The 14,046-nt window shown below is 58.7% G+C and carries 14 protein-coding genes; 13 read left to right on the forward strand and 1 reads right to left on the reverse strand.

Annotation, left to right across the window (positions count from 1 at the left end):
* Positions 1-3 precede the first annotated feature (3 nt).
* A complete protein-coding gene (locus tag J5W70_RS02475) occupies positions 4-1,818 on the reverse strand; it encodes a DEAD/DEAH box helicase (RefSeq protein WP_022396493.1) in 1,815 nt (604 codons plus the stop codon).
* Positions 1,819-2,012: 194 nt separating this feature from the next.
* Between J5W70_RS02475 and J5W70_RS02480 the strand changes: the two genes are divergently transcribed.
* From J5W70_RS02480 to J5W70_RS02540, 13 genes are all read left to right on the forward strand, one after another.
* Positions 2,013-2,816 (forward strand): VC0807 family protein, encoded by an 804-nt coding sequence (locus J5W70_RS02480; RefSeq protein ID WP_102726646.1) that lies wholly within the window; start codon positions 2,013-2,015, stop codon positions 2,814-2,816.
* 11 nt (positions 2,817-2,827) lie between these two features.
* Positions 2,828-4,366, forward strand: coding sequence for a sialate O-acetylesterase (locus tag J5W70_RS02485; RefSeq protein WP_022396491.1), 1,539 nt, complete (start codon positions 2,828-2,830; stop codon positions 4,364-4,366).
* Positions 4,367-4,387: 21 nt separating this feature from the next.
* Positions 4,388-5,365: a GDSL-type esterase/lipase family protein gene (locus tag J5W70_RS02490; RefSeq protein ID WP_022396490.1), complete on the forward strand. Its 978-nt coding sequence runs from the start codon at positions 4,388-4,390 to the stop codon at positions 5,363-5,365.
* Between the two features lie 235 nt (positions 5,366-5,600).
* Positions 5,601-6,062 carry a DoxX family protein gene (locus J5W70_RS02495; protein WP_022396489.1) on the forward strand — a complete coding sequence of 154 codons (462 nt, stop codon included), beginning with the start codon at positions 5,601-5,603 and terminating at the stop codon, positions 6,060-6,062.
* A gap of 103 nt (positions 6,063-6,165) precedes the next feature.
* Positions 6,166-7,167 carry a phosphoribosylformylglycinamidine cyclo-ligase gene (gene purM / locus J5W70_RS02500; RefSeq protein WP_022396488.1) on the forward strand — a complete coding sequence of 334 codons (1,002 nt, stop codon included), beginning with the start codon at positions 6,166-6,168 and terminating at the stop codon, positions 7,165-7,167.
* A gap of 65 nt (positions 7,168-7,232) precedes the next feature.
* Positions 7,233-9,152, forward strand: coding sequence for an amidophosphoribosyltransferase (locus tag J5W70_RS02505; RefSeq protein WP_022396487.1), 1,920 nt, complete (start codon positions 7,233-7,235; stop codon positions 9,150-9,152).
* 60 nt (positions 9,153-9,212) lie between these two features.
* Complete coding sequence (locus J5W70_RS02510) at positions 9,213-9,785, forward strand: RNA polymerase sigma factor (RefSeq protein WP_179218865.1); 573 nt, start codon at positions 9,213-9,215, stop codon at positions 9,783-9,785.
* 106 nt (positions 9,786-9,891) lie between these two features.
* Positions 9,892-10,413 (forward strand): hypothetical protein, encoded by a 522-nt coding sequence (locus J5W70_RS02515; protein WP_022396485.1) that lies wholly within the window; start codon positions 9,892-9,894, stop codon positions 10,411-10,413.
* Positions 10,414-10,485: 72 nt separating this feature from the next.
* Entirely contained in the window at positions 10,486-11,295 is an 810-nt protein-coding gene (locus tag J5W70_RS02520) for a PDZ domain-containing protein (protein WP_215832904.1), read from the forward strand.
* A 112-nt stretch (positions 11,296-11,407) separates the two neighbouring features.
* On the forward strand, positions 11,408-11,776 hold the full coding sequence (locus J5W70_RS02525) for a hypothetical protein (RefSeq protein ID WP_022396483.1): 369 nt from the start codon (positions 11,408-11,410) through the stop codon (positions 11,774-11,776).
* Between the two features lie 13 nt (positions 11,777-11,789).
* A complete protein-coding gene (locus J5W70_RS02530; RefSeq protein ID WP_022396482.1) occupies positions 11,790-12,329 on the forward strand; it encodes a flavoprotein in 540 nt (179 codons plus the stop codon).
* Positions 12,330-12,393: 64 nt separating this feature from the next.
* A complete protein-coding gene (locus J5W70_RS02535; protein ID WP_022396481.1) occupies positions 12,394-12,978 on the forward strand; it encodes a hypothetical protein in 585 nt (194 codons plus the stop codon).
* Between the two features lie 21 nt (positions 12,979-12,999).
* Complete coding sequence (locus J5W70_RS02540; protein WP_180976218.1) at positions 13,000-14,043, forward strand: M23 family metallopeptidase; 1,044 nt, start codon at positions 13,000-13,002, stop codon at positions 14,041-14,043.
* The last annotated feature ends 3 nt before the right edge of the window (positions 14,044-14,046 follow it).

Here is a 14,046-nt window from a genome sequence, read left to right on the forward strand (position 1 = left end):
GCGTCAGAACCGCTTCTTCCTGTCGTCCCTGCGGGGGCGGTCGCCCCAGCGTTCACCGCGGTCACTGCGGAAGCCTCCGCGGTTTCCCCTGAATCCGCCGCGGTCGCTCCGGTCCCGGTCTCCGCGGTAGCCGCCGCGGAAACCTCCGCTGCGGCGGGGCGGACGCGGCCCGTCGGAATATTCCGGCGTGCCCTTGTCCTCGCGGACGTTGACCTCATACCCGCAGACGGTGGCCGTAGCCAGGGCGTCCAGGAGCTGGGGAGCTACGGAAGCGTCCACCTCAATCAGTGAATGCTTGGAGAAAATCCGGATATCGCCCACGGCGCCCTTCTCCATTTCCACCGTATTGTAAAACAATCCGGCGATGTCCTTGGGCCGCAGGCCGATCATCTTGCCGCCGTTCATGAACAGTGTGACCGTATCCCCCTTGTGCTGCCAGGAATCTCCCTTTTGCGGGCTCTCCGCCTCTTCTCCGGGCTGGGATACATGGCGCGTCCTGCGGGCGGGCTTGTCCTCCGGAATGGGCTGTACTTCCCGGTGCGTGCGCTCCCGGAGCAAATCAAACAGGGCGGCGGCCATGGCTTCCGGAGCGGCTTCCACTTCCTTCAATTCCTCCGGCAGAACGGCATCCGGCTTGAGGCGTTCCAGAATATCATCCACCAGGGATTCCGTCCGGAGCTGGTCCACCTGAACGGCGGTCAGCACGGGTTCCGGAGTCAGCTTGACGCCGATGAAGCGTTCAATGCGGCTCATCAGGGAAAAATCACGGCGCCCCATAAAAGTGATGGCCTTCCCCTTGCGCCCGGCGCGCGCCGTGCGGCCGATGCGGTGCACGTAATCCTCCGGATCACGCGGCAGTTCAAAATTCACCACGGCATCCACATCGTCCACATCCAGGCCGCGGGCGGCAATATCCGTAGCCACCAGCAGACGCAGGCTCCCCTTGCGGAAGGAATCCATCACGCGCTCCCGCATGATCTGGGGCATGTCCCCGTGGAGGCGGTCCACGGGATAACCCCGGGCCGTCAGGCCGTCCACGATGTCGTCCACCACTTTCTTGGTATTGGCAAAAACCAGCCCCATCTTGATCTTCCCTGTGTCCAGCAGGCGGCTGAGCACCTCAATCCGGGAAGAAAATACCACCTCATAATAAGACTGTTCAATGGTGGGCACCGTCAGCGTGGGCCGCTCAATGGTGATCTGGACGGGGTCCTTCATGAACCGGTTCACCAGCCGGTTGATTTCCGGAGACATGGTGGCGGAGAAAAACAGGGTCTGCTTCGTTTCCGGCATGAACTCCGCAATACGTTCAATATCTTCCAGAAAGCCCATGTCCAGCATCTCGTCCGCTTCATCCAGAATCAGCATGCGGAGATTGTCCAGCTTCAGCGCACCGGACTCCATCAGGTCCATGACACGGCCGGGCGTTCCCACCACGAACTGGACCCCGCGCCGCAGGGCGTCCAATTGCGGGCGGAAGGAGGAACCGCCATAAATGGGAACGGCGGAAACGCCGTCCATGAACAGGGCCAGCTTGTCCACCTCCCGGCAAATCTGGACGGCCAGTTCCCGCGTGGGGCAAAGGGCCAGCACCTGGACATTCCGCTCCTCGGGATCAATACACTCCAGGGCCGGAATGGCAAAGGCAAGCGTCTTTCCGGAACCCGTATGGGACAGCCCCACGATATCGGACCCTCCGATCGCAGCGGGAATCGCCTGCTCCTGAATGGCGGAAGGAGTATCGAAGCCGAGCACTTCAATGGCTTCCAGAATCTCCGGCGAAATGCCAAGCGTCGAAAAAGAAGATGTTTGAGTCATGGGGGAAAAATGATCTGTCAGAGTCACGGGAGAAGCTGAACATTATTCACACCTGTGTCCAGCCAAAAGAACGGAAGATGCCGTCAGATGCCACGATTTCCGCGGGGCCGCCTGCGGAGGAAAAAACCGCCTCCCCCCGCTTCTGGTCTTTACATTCACACACGGGGTTGCAACTTGCGGGGACGCATCTGCGTATGATACAAGTACCTGCCTCCGAATTCATGGATAAAACGCAAAACAACTCACGTTCCTCCCTGCTGGGAATTTTCATCAACATCCTGCTCCCGGTATTGATTCTGGACTACTGCAGCGCGGGCCCTGCCAATCCCCTGGAACGTCCGGCAGGGGAAAGCTTCTGGCACATCGGCCCGGTATGGGCGCTCGTTTTCGCCCTTTCCCTTCCCCTGGTCTACGGAATCCGTTCCCTGGTCGTCACCAGGAAATTTGACCTGATGTCCGGCGTAGGCATGGCCGGCGTGCTGCTGACGGGCGTCATCAGCATCTTCGTCATCGGGCCGGAGGGGCGCATCCACAGCGCCACTCCCTGGCTGTTTGCCGGAAAGGAGGCCCTGATTCCCCTCATCCTGGCGGCGGCGGTCGTCGTCTCCCGCTCCACCGGCTCCCCCCTTCTCAACATGTTCATTTACACGCCGGAGCTGTTTGACGTGCGCAGGATAGAACAGGCGGTGGCCGCCAACGGCGAGGAACAGACCTACCAGCGCCTGCTGGCAAACTCGTCCTGGATTCTGGCGGGCACGCTGGTTGCCTCCTCCATCGGCAACTTCTTCCTGAGCCTCTCCTTCATGTCCTCCGTCATGCGCCAGCCTGAGGCGGAACAGCAGGTGGCCTACAACGTGGCCATCGGCAGCATCACCTGGTGGGGCTTCCTGATCATCGGGGTGCCCATCCTGGTCGCCCTCGTCTTCATCATGACGCGCCTGATCAAACGGCTCGGACGGCTGACCGGCCTCACACGGGACGAACTCCTTCTCAAATAACCTGTTAAATCATGCATCTCCATACTCCATGCATCCTGGCTGCCGCCATCGCCCTGAATGCGGCTTGGGCGGCCGCTCCCCAATTCGACCGGGTATTCGGTTCCCACATGGTCCTTCCCCACGGGAAAAACGTGCCCGTCTCCGGCACGGCTGATCCCAACAAGGAAGTGACCGTCACCTTCGGAAGCTCCTCCCTGAAAACAAAGGCGGATTCCAAGGGAAAATGGAGCGTCACCCTGCCCCCCATGAAACCCAGCGCAGAGGGACAAACGCTGACGGCCACCCAGAACGGAGACTCTTCCAAGCTGGACGACGTGCTGGTGGGAGAAGTGTGGCTGGCCTCCGGGCAGTCCAACATGCTGTTCCGCCTGAACCAGACCTCCACGGCCAAGGAAGACATAGCCGCCTCCGCGGACGAGCAGCTCCGCCTGTTCAACAACGTCCCACAGGCCCACACGAACAACGCCCCCTATTCCGACAAGGATTTTGATGCCGTCACTACGGACAAATTCTATAAGGGGCAGTGGGCCGTCAGTTCCCCCGCCGCCTCGGGCCCGATGGCGGCCGTCGGCTACTACTTCGGCAAAAAACTCCGTGAAGGGCTCGGCATTCCGGTAGGCATCATCCATTCCTCCCTGGGCGGCTCGGAAATAGCGGCGTGGATTCCCCGGCAGGTCATCAATGCCAACAGCAGCTTCCGCACCCTGCGCGGCAACCACTGGCTGGACTCCCCCCTCATCTCCGACTGGGTAAGGGGACGCGCCAGAAAAAACATCTCCCCGCGTCTGGACCAGGGGTCTCCGGACCATCCTTACAAACCGGCGTTCCTTTATGAATCCGGCATCGCGTGGATGACAGCCCTTCCCATCACGGGCGTCATCTGGTACCAGGGCGAATCCGACGCTGAAATCATTGACAACGAACAGAACGGCATGCTGCTGAAAACCATGATCTCCTCCTGGAGAAAAGCCTTCCGCAATCCGGAAATGCCCTTCGTCATGATTCAGCTCCCCCGCATCAACGATCCGTCAAAAATCCGTGCCGGCTGGCCGGAATTCCGGGAAATGCAGGACACGGTAGCCAAAACCGTCCCGCAGGTCTACAGCGTCAACACCATTGACCTGGGTTCCACCAACGCCGATGTCCACCCCCCCTTCAAGCGTCCCGTGGGAGAACGCGCGGGGAACACGGCACTCAACAAGGTTTACGGCAAAAAGGTTCCCTGTGAAGGCCCCTCCTTCAAAGCCTTCAAACCCTCCGGCAGCGCCCTTCTGATCCAACTGGAACACGCCAAAGACCTGACCACGACGGACGGCAAGGAACCGGCCCAGTTTGAAATTGCCGGGGCGGACGGCGCTTACCATCCCGCCACGGCGGAAATCACGAACAGGAAAGGCAGCACCGCTGTCATCCGCCTCACCTCCCCGGAGGTTAAATCCCCCAAACACGCACGGTACTGCTGGAACCGCTTCGTGACCCCCAACCTGGTCAACGGCGACCAGCTCCCCGCCCGCCCCTTCCGCACGGATGCGCCCACTCCTAAAAAATAACCCTTCTCACTCCACCATACCATGAACCTTCATCTTCTCTTCGCTTCCCTGGCCGCGGCCCTTTCCCTGGGCACCGCGGCACAGGCCGTCCCCACTAAAGTAGCCTGCGTGGGGGACAGCATCACCTTCGGCTCCGGCCTCAAACCCGGAGATGCCCGGTATCCGCAGGTGCTTGGCACGCTGATGGGCCCGGACTTTGACGTCCGGGGATTCGGCAACCCCGGAAAAACGGCGGGCGACTATCCGGGCCAAGTGGGCCGCTGGTACGGCAGCACCAAGGAACACAAGCAATCCCTGGAATTCAAGGCGGACGTTTACATCTGCAACCTGGGCATCAACGATACGGGCCGCTGGTGGGACCCCAAGCTGTTCGCCAAGGGTTATGACGACCTGTTCAATGCCTGGAAATCCGCCAATCCCAAGGCCAGATTCTTCGCCTGGGGCCTGCTGGGTCCGGACTACCGCGGCCCGCTCAACAAAAAGGCGTTCCCCGGCAACTGCTACCCGGATGTGCGCAAATACGCAGGCTCGGACAACGGCTCCGCGGCCAACCGTCCGGAAGCGGAAAAACTGATCGCCACCGTGGCGCGCAAGCACAAGGTCGGCCTCTTTGACGCGCTGCACCCCCTTTCCGATCATCCGGAATGGTATGTGGACGGCCTGCACCCCACGGAGCCGGGCGCGCGGCGCATTGCTGAAATCACCTTCGCCAAGCTGGCAAAAAGCATGAAGCTCAAGCAGCCCGCCCCCAAGCTGGAACCTGGCACCGGCAACGTGATTATCAACAATCCCGGAGACTCCGGCATCCTGCTGGACGGCTGGAAGCTGACGGACGGCTCCAATACGCTCGTCTTTGAAAACGCCACCGTCATCCACCCCAAAGACAGGCTTATCATCACCATAGGCGCGGAAACTCAAAAGGACCCGACCAAGCCCCTGGAAATCAAATCCGCCAAATCCCCCTCCGCCTTCCGCCTGATTCCCGCAAAAAAGCATTGAACACCCCTTGAAAAACCTATTGAAGAGGCTGTCTGCCAGCCTCTTCAATAAGAAACATTATCTCCTTCTCCACCCGCGCGCGGCAGTATCTGCCGGCAGGCCGGAAACTGTGGAAAGTGCCCGGCTTCTCCTCAAACGGAACGTCCGCGCAGCAGGCCGCTTCCTCCTGGTTCCGGATATTTCATTTCATCCTATTTTATTTGAGCATTTCTGCCGCACGAACGGTCTACAGTGCATGGAACAGAATAAATGCAAATCATCCGCGTGCTGCCTGCTGGGCTCTTTCTCCACCAACACCAGCATGGACTTCGGCGTCCTATTGCTGCGCCTGGGCGTAGGCGCGATGATGCTTGTGCACGGCATCCCCAAGCTGGGAATGCTCATCAGCGGAAACTGGGCGGCTTTCCAGGACCCGCTGGGAATCGGCAACTTCCTGTCCCTGCTGCTGTGCGTAGGCGCGGAATTCGGATGTTCCATCCTCATCTTCCTGGGGCTCTTCACCCGCCTGGCCTCCCTTCTCCTGATCATCAACATGTGCGTGGCTCTCTTCCTCGTCCTGGGCCTCTCCGGCTGGGGCGCACAGGAGCTCGCCGCCATCTATCTGCTGATTTACCTGACCCTCTTCTACACGGGACCGGGCAAATTTTCGCTGGATGCCTGGTGGCTCTGGCGCGACTGCAAGATAGAAGTGGAATAAAAAGGCTTCCTCCTGCGCGGCCTATGGCAAAAATACTTCTTTTTTCACTCGCCGCGGCAGGAGCCTTCCTTTAGGATGCTGGCACACCCAGTCCATCCGTTCAATGTCCGGCAAACTAACCTACAAGCAATCGGGGGTCGATACCAAAGAAGCAGCCGCTTTCGTATCCGACATCAGCTCTCACGTTAAAAGAACGCAAAAGCAGAGATCCCTGCACCAGGCCTTCGGTCTTTTTGCCGCCGCTTATGACCTGAGCTCCTACAAGGAACCGGTCATCGTCACCGGATGCGACGGCGTAGGCACCAAGACGGAAATCCTTTTCGAACTGGACATGGTGGAAACCGCCGGCAAGGACTTGGTGGCCATGAACGTCAACGACATCCTTACCACGGGCGGAGACCCTCTTCTTTTCCTGGACTACCTGGGCATCTCCAATCTGGAACAGGAACGTACCCGCATCACCCGCCTGGTGGCCGGCATGTGCGACTATCTGGAATCCTGCAACTGCATCCTGGCCGGCGGAGAAACGGCGGAAATGCCCGGCGTGGTTCCGGAATCCATCGTGGAACTCTCCGGCTTCTGCATCGGATGCTGTGAAAAAAGCAAGCTGATCGACCCCAAGACCGTTCGCCCCGGAGACGTATTCATCGGCTACAAATCCGACAGCTTCCATGCCAACGGCTGGAGCCTTATCCGCCGCATTCTGGAGGAAAACCCGGACGTGGTTGATGAAGAGGAACTCCGTTCCCTGCTGCAGCCCACCCGCCTGTACCATGACGTGGTGGCGGACATGCGCCGCTTCAATGTCATCCCGAAGGCATACGCCCACATCACGGGGGGCGGCCTTCCGGAAAACCTGGAACGCTTCCTGGGCGACTACGGCGCGGACCTCACCATTCCCTGCTGGGACAACACCGCAGCCCAGAAAATCCTGAAGCATGTGGACCCGCAGGACCGCTTCAACACCTTTAACATGGGCATCGGCTGGGTAGCCATCGTGAAGCCGGAGGACGTGGAAGCCGCGCTGAAGGCAGGCCCCGGCGGCACCGTCATCGGCACGTTGAGAGAAGGCCGCGGCATTCATGTCAAGGTACAGGGCGAATAGAGAAGGCACCATCTCCTTGCAGCGGATACACCACACTTACAGGACAATCTTTTCATCACAATCCCATGAGCGATTTTCTTAAACACGAGTGCGGCGTAGCCGCCATTCGTCTGCTTAAGCCTCTCTCTTATTTTCAGGATAAATACGGCTCCACCCTCTGGGCGTTCAACAAGCTGCTCATCCTGATGGAAAAGCAGTACAACCGCGGCCAGGATGGCGCGGGCATCGGCTGCGTGAAACTGAACATGCCCCTCGGCCAGCCCTACCTGTTCCGCACCCGGGACGCCAGCAAGGACGCCCTCACCACCATCTTCAACGGGCAAATCAAGAAGCTTAACAAAAAAGTCCGCCGCGGCCAGGTCAACCTGAAAGACGCTGAAGACATTAAAAACAACTTTGACTACGGCGGGGAAATCCTGATGGGGCACCTCCGCTACGGCACCTCCGGCCTCTTTGACGAAGGCTCCTGCCATCCCTACCTGCGCCGCACCAACTGGCCGACGCGCACCCTGATGGTGCTGGGCAACTTCAACATGACCAACACGCCGGAACTGAACCAGCGCATGATTGAGCGCGGCCAGCATCCCGTCTTCGGCACGGACACGCAGACCGTCCTTGAAGAAATCGGCTACCATCTGGATGAAGCCCATACGGACCTTTACCGCGCCCTGCGGGACAGCGGCATGCCCGGCCCGGAAATCCCCCATGCCATCTCCTCCCGGCTCAACATCCAGGAAATCATTCACAACTCCGCCAGGCAGTGGGACGGCGGCTACGCCATCATGGGCGCCATCGGCAACGGGGACTACTTCTGCCTGCGGGACCCGCACGGCATCCGCCCCTGCCACTACCTGATTACGGATGAATTCATTGCCGTGGCCTCTGAACGCGTCCCGCTGATGACCGTCTTTGAAGTGGAAAGCGAACAGGTGCAGGAACTGCCGCCGGCCAACATGCTTTCCATCAAGGCGGACGGCACGCACGTCATCACGGAATTCACCACGCCCCTGAAACCCACGCCGTGTTCCTTTGAAAAGATATACTTCTCCCGCGGGAACGACCCCATCGTGTACCGGGAACGCAAGGCCCTGGGCGCGGCGCTGACCCCGCAGATCGTGGACTCCCTGGAAGACCGCTTTGACAAATCCGCCATCACCTACATTCCCAACACGGCGGAAACCGCCTACTACGGCCTGCTGGAAGGCCTGCGCGTCTACCGCCGCAAGCGCGTGCACGCCCAGCTACTGGAAGCCCTGAGAAACGGGACCCTGGATGAAAACATGCTGGACAGCGCCATCCTGAAACGATGGCCGCGCGGTGAAAAAATCGCCCACAAGGACATCAAGATGCGCACCTTCATCACGCAGGAAAAGAGCCGCGCGCAGCTTGTCTCCCATGTATATGACCTCACCTACGGGGCCGTGGGACCGGAAGACGTGCTCGTCGCCATTGACGACTCCATCGTCCGCGGCACCACGCTGAGAAGGTCCATCCTCCGCATCCTGGGCCGCACCAATCCGCGGAAAATCGTCGTCGCCTCCACCGCTCCGCAAATCCGGTATCCGGACTGCTACGGCATTGACATGTCCGAACTGGGGAACTTCATCGCCTTCCAGGCGGCAGTCTCCCTGATCAAGCAGCACGGGCAGGCCCGGTTGCTGGAAGAAGTATACAAGGCATGCAAGGAGGAACTGACCAAGCCCAGAGAAGAACGGCGCAACTGCGTCAAGGCCATTTACGAAGGCTTGACGGACGCTGAAATCTCCCGTGAAATCACCCGCCTGGTCACTCCGCACGACGCCCCGTGCCCCGTGGAAGTCATCTTCCAGACCATCGAAAACCTGCATGAATCCATAGAAGGCCCCTGCGGCGACTGGTATTTCACCGGAGACTACCCGACTCCGGGCGGATATACCACAGTTAATGTGGCATACATGCGCTGGTTTGAGGGTAAAGGGGGGCGTGCATACGATTTGCCCTTGTAGCGGGTCCCTATTTTTGGGTATTCTGCTGCTAATATGTCGGGACCCATTGCATATACGACCTTGGAAGACACTGAACTGGTCGCCAGGGCGCGGGAGGGAGATTCGCGAGCTTTTGACGAACTTGTCATTCGCCACAGCCGCAAGCTCCATGCCACCCTGTACCAGATGACGGACAACTACGACGATGCCTATGACATCGCCCAGGAAGCGTTCTCCAAAGCCTACCGGGCCTTGCGCTACTTCAACGGACAAAGCGCCTTTTATACATGGCTGCACTCCATTGCCGTCAACCATGCCAGAAACTTCCTGAAAAAACGCAACCGCAGGATGACCTACAGCCTGGACGACGACGAGTACGGCGACCATACGGAAAAGGACATGAACATGGCTGACGAAACGGACGGAGCGGACCCGGAACGACGCACCCATCTGAACGAACTTCAGCTCAAGATTAATGAAGCATTGAAAAAACTATCCACCAAGCACAGGGAAGTCGTTGTGCTTCATGATGTAAAAGGACTCAACCACACGGAAATATCCGCCCTTCTGGGCATCTCTGAAGGAACGCTCAGATCACGTCTGCATTATGCCCACAAGGAGCTGCAAGGCCTGCTGGCGGAATATCTGAGTTAACGGTGGAAAAAATATTGAACATCGGTTCCCTCCGCCCTGTCAAACGCATAGTCCCAGATTCGGGACTAAAACACCCTAACCTTTATTACACTTAACATCAACGACGATGGATAAACAATCCACAGAACATAACGAGGAAACTCTGGTTGCCATGCTGGCATCTTTCCGTAAGGAAGCTTGTTACCATGACAACTTTGAAGAAGATTTCCTCCGCAATTTTCATCTTAGAAAGGAAACCGATCCGGCTACCCACTCTGCTTGGAAATTGTTACTCGAACGCCTGGACAACTATCTGCAGAACTTTCGTGGCTGGCAGTGGGTCTATGCTTCCATGTCCATCGTGACATTGGCTGCGGTAGGCGTTATTATCGCATCCGGGAACATGGATGATCCTTCCGACTCTTACGCATCCTCCACCAAGGATAAGGAAGAGATTCTCCTGAAGGAAAAAGCGGTTCCCGTAAGTAAGGAAACTATTGAACAACCCTTAACCGAAGTCGCCCCTGCGGAAAAACCCGAATTCACCACGGGAGCGCCTTCATATGAAACATCGGCCAACGACAATCAGCTGAAAACTGATTCCAATACCGATAAAAAACCGGTATCCCGAGTTCTCATCGAGATGTAACAATCCATGATGAACCTGGCTCCGATATTGGCGGGCATAGCCGTTGCAGGCTTGATTTATCAAGCGGCGGCCGTGCCTGCCCCTTTTAAGGTAGAAGCCATTCCCCACCAGGCGGAAGGAGAGCCGTACACGGCCATGGCGGCGCAGGTCGGAAAAGACATGCTCGCCTCCCTGATTCCCTACCGGGTCTTTAAAAACGGCGGTGTGACCTACTACCTTGGGGACAAGGACACCCCTCCCCTTCAGGTATGGGCCCAGGAAAAGCTCACGGGCCTGACGATTTTCAAGGTGGATGCTGCCCGCATACACGACGGGCAGGCGGTTGTGACGCCCTCCGGCCTTCTCAAGCGCGGCGACAAGCTGGCCTTTGCCAGCAGCCGGAATGAAACCACCCTGGGAATTTACGTGGGCATGGAGCACTCCATAGGAGACACCAGCTTCCCGCTGCGTCTTGTCCGCGCCCAATTCCCCAAACTGGCTGCGCCGCCCATCGGCCAGCCGTGCTATGACGCTGAAAACCGTCTGGTCGGCATCGTGCTGGGAGTTTCCCGCAAGGGAACCTGCCACCTGCTCCCCGCCCAGGCCATCTCCTTCCTGGCAACCCATCCGGAAGCCAAGAGGGTGCGCCTGGGATGCCTGCTGGATATCAACGCCTCCACTCCCGTCATTGAAGGCCTCATTAACGGAGGCCCTCTCGCGCGGGGAGGCATCCAGACAGGAGACATCCTCATCAGCATCAACGGCACGACCATTAACAACTACGGGGACATGCTGGATGCCACCTATTACCTCACGGGGGAAAAGCCTCTGACCGTTGAAGTCATTCGCGGCACCCAGGTGGTAAAAAGCAGGGGCATCATCCCCACGCAGGACTCCCGTTAATCCGGAACCCCGGCTCCCAAGGGAATGCCGGGGTTCGGAACGGTCCTTCTCAAAATCGGCCCGTGCCTTGTTTCAGGCTTGAACTAACCCGCCGGCGCACTTAAAAAAGGGCGTGCTTCAAATCGTCTTCAATAAAATCAGCGCTGCGGAAGTATCCAGCATCCCCACCCTGGAACAACTGGACCTGCTCGGGGACTTCCAGGTCTCTGAATCCACCCTCCAAACCCTTGATGACGCCCGCTTCGGCAAGATGGAAAAGGATGGCAAAATTCTTTACCGCTACGTAGCCAGGGACTACCGCATCTACTTTGAAGTCATTGAAGGCAAAGTGGTCGTCCACCGCGTTCTGCACGCCAACAGCCTGAACGACTTTCTGTTCCGCACCAACATCTCCCCGACCGCAGGGGAAGATGAAATCCTGAGCCAGTCCAAACACTTCTGGAAACTCATTGACGAAGGCAAAAAAGCCTCCAAAGCCTGACCCCTCCCCACCCATGGCCTGCATCATTCTGGGCATCACCGGCTCCATTGCCGCGTACAAGGCGGCGGACATCGCTTCCGCCCTCGTCAAAAGCGGGCATGAGGTGCACTGCGTCTGCACGGCCAAGGCCCTGGAATTCGTTACAGCCCTCACCCTGCACACGATCTCCCGCAATCCCGTCTTCTCCTCCTTTGAGGATGAAAAGGCGGACTGGGTTCCCCCGCACATCCAACTGGCCCAGCGGGCGGATCTTCTGCTCGTGGCCCCCGCCACGGCCAACACCATGGCCAACTTCGCCCACGGCTTCGCCCCGGACATGCTCAGCTCCCTCTATCTGGCCTGCCAGGCCCCGGTGCTCATCTGTCCGGCCATGAACGTCCACATGTGGGAACACACGGCCACGCAGCAAAATGCGGCCGTCCTGAAACAAAGAAAGGGCCACTGCATTCTGGGGCCCTGTGAATCCGGCGTGCTGGCCTGCGGAGCGGAAGGAGCGGGAAAACTGATGCCAGTGGACCTGATTGTTCAAAAAACGCTCTCCCTCCTGCCGTAACGGCGGCATAAAATTACTCCATGCCTGTTTATTGGTTTGCCCAGGGAGAACTAAATCTTTTATCATGGACATTATGAAAATGCTCCTGTTCTTCCTTGGCTCCCTCATGCTCTGCTCCTGCGGCCCGGACAAGTATCCCGTCAGCTTCCACATGGAGACAGGAGCGACGGACAGCAAAAAATTCGCCTTTGAGCGGGACGGGCATTACTACAGCAAGGCTCCCTTCATTTCCCAGAAGGACATTGAATCCTACTACTCCTTCCCGGCAGAGGACAATACCTACGGCATTGTAGTCAATGTCAGAAAAGGCCTGGACAGCCGGGTGGAAGGAGTAACCGCCGCCAACCTCGGCAAGCAGATACTGCCGGTCGTCAACGGTCATGCCATGCAGCCTCTGCGCCTTTACAACAAACCCGTTACCTCCGGCAAACTGGCCGTCATGGGCGGCTTCTCCCCGGCGGACCTTGCCGCCATGGCGGAATTCATTCCTCCGGCGGACCCCAAGAGGGAAGAGCCCATCAACAAGCTGGCCGCCGTCACCAAGCCCCTTCTTCCCATCAAGGACCCCACCCAGGAAAAGAAGGAAGCCAAGGAGCCCGAAGAACATAAGGACCGCACCGTGGTCAGCACCCGCCGGGGGCGGATCTGATCCAGCACCCCTTGTATGAGCATGCACGGCAAGTTCTTCCCTTCCCTGATCGGCATCCTCTTGTTCTTCTGGAGCATGCCATTCCTGATGGCGGATATTGTCGTGCGCTTCCCCACGGAAAACACGGCCCTGCTGGACAACCGTCCGCAGGACTTCTACATGTACGTGGACCGGAACTTTGAAGGGAAGAAATCCCAGCCCTGGGAGGCGGGAGCCTACGGCTTTACCCGGACCCTCGTCAGAACCCAGGCAGGCCCCGTAGCCGTCAAATTCCATGAAGGCATCGATATCAAGCCCCTCAGGCGCGACGCCTCCGGCATTCCGCTGGACGACGTGCATCCCGTAGCCGGAGGCACCGTGGTCCACGCTTCCGCCAACCCCACCCACAGCAACTACGGCCGCTATGTGGTGATCGAACACCAATTGGCGGACGGCCCGCTTTACAGCCTGTACGCCCATCTGGCTTCCGTCTCCTGCAAGGAGGGGGACCGGGTAGGCACCGGAAACGTCATCGGAAAACTGGGCTACTCCGGAGTGGGCCTGAACAAAACACGCGCCCATGTGCATCTGGAACTTTGCCTCAAGCTCCAGGACGACTTTGAAAACTGGTATTCCAGCCTGAAACTGGGTACCCCCAACCGCCATGGCGCCTACAACGGCCTGAACCTGGCCGGTTTTGACCCGGCCCCCGCCCTCATGCAGTGCAAGGACGGCGCGGAATTCTCCCTCTCCCGCCATATCTCCTCCCTGCCCGTTCAGTACGTCGTACGCGCTCCATCTACCGGAAGCCTGCCCAATCTTGTCAAACGCTACCCCTTCCTGCTGAAACCGGGACCGGCCAATCCCAAGTCCTGGGAAATCAGCTTTACGGGAACGGGAGTTCCCGTTTCCGTGACTCCCTCCGACCAGCCCTGCACGGAACCCTCCGTCATCCGGGCTGTTCCCCATCCCTTCTCCCAACTGTACAGGACCTGCAACCGCGTTTCCGGCTCCAGCAAGGATCCGAAGCTGACCGCCTCCGGCAAACGCTACATCCGGCTCATCTTCATGGGGCCTGAATCATAATCC

The sequence above is a fragment of the Akkermansia massiliensis genome, from assembly GCF_018847375.1.
Taxonomy (GTDB): Bacteria; Verrucomicrobiota; Verrucomicrobiia; order Verrucomicrobiales; family Akkermansiaceae; genus Akkermansia; species Akkermansia massiliensis.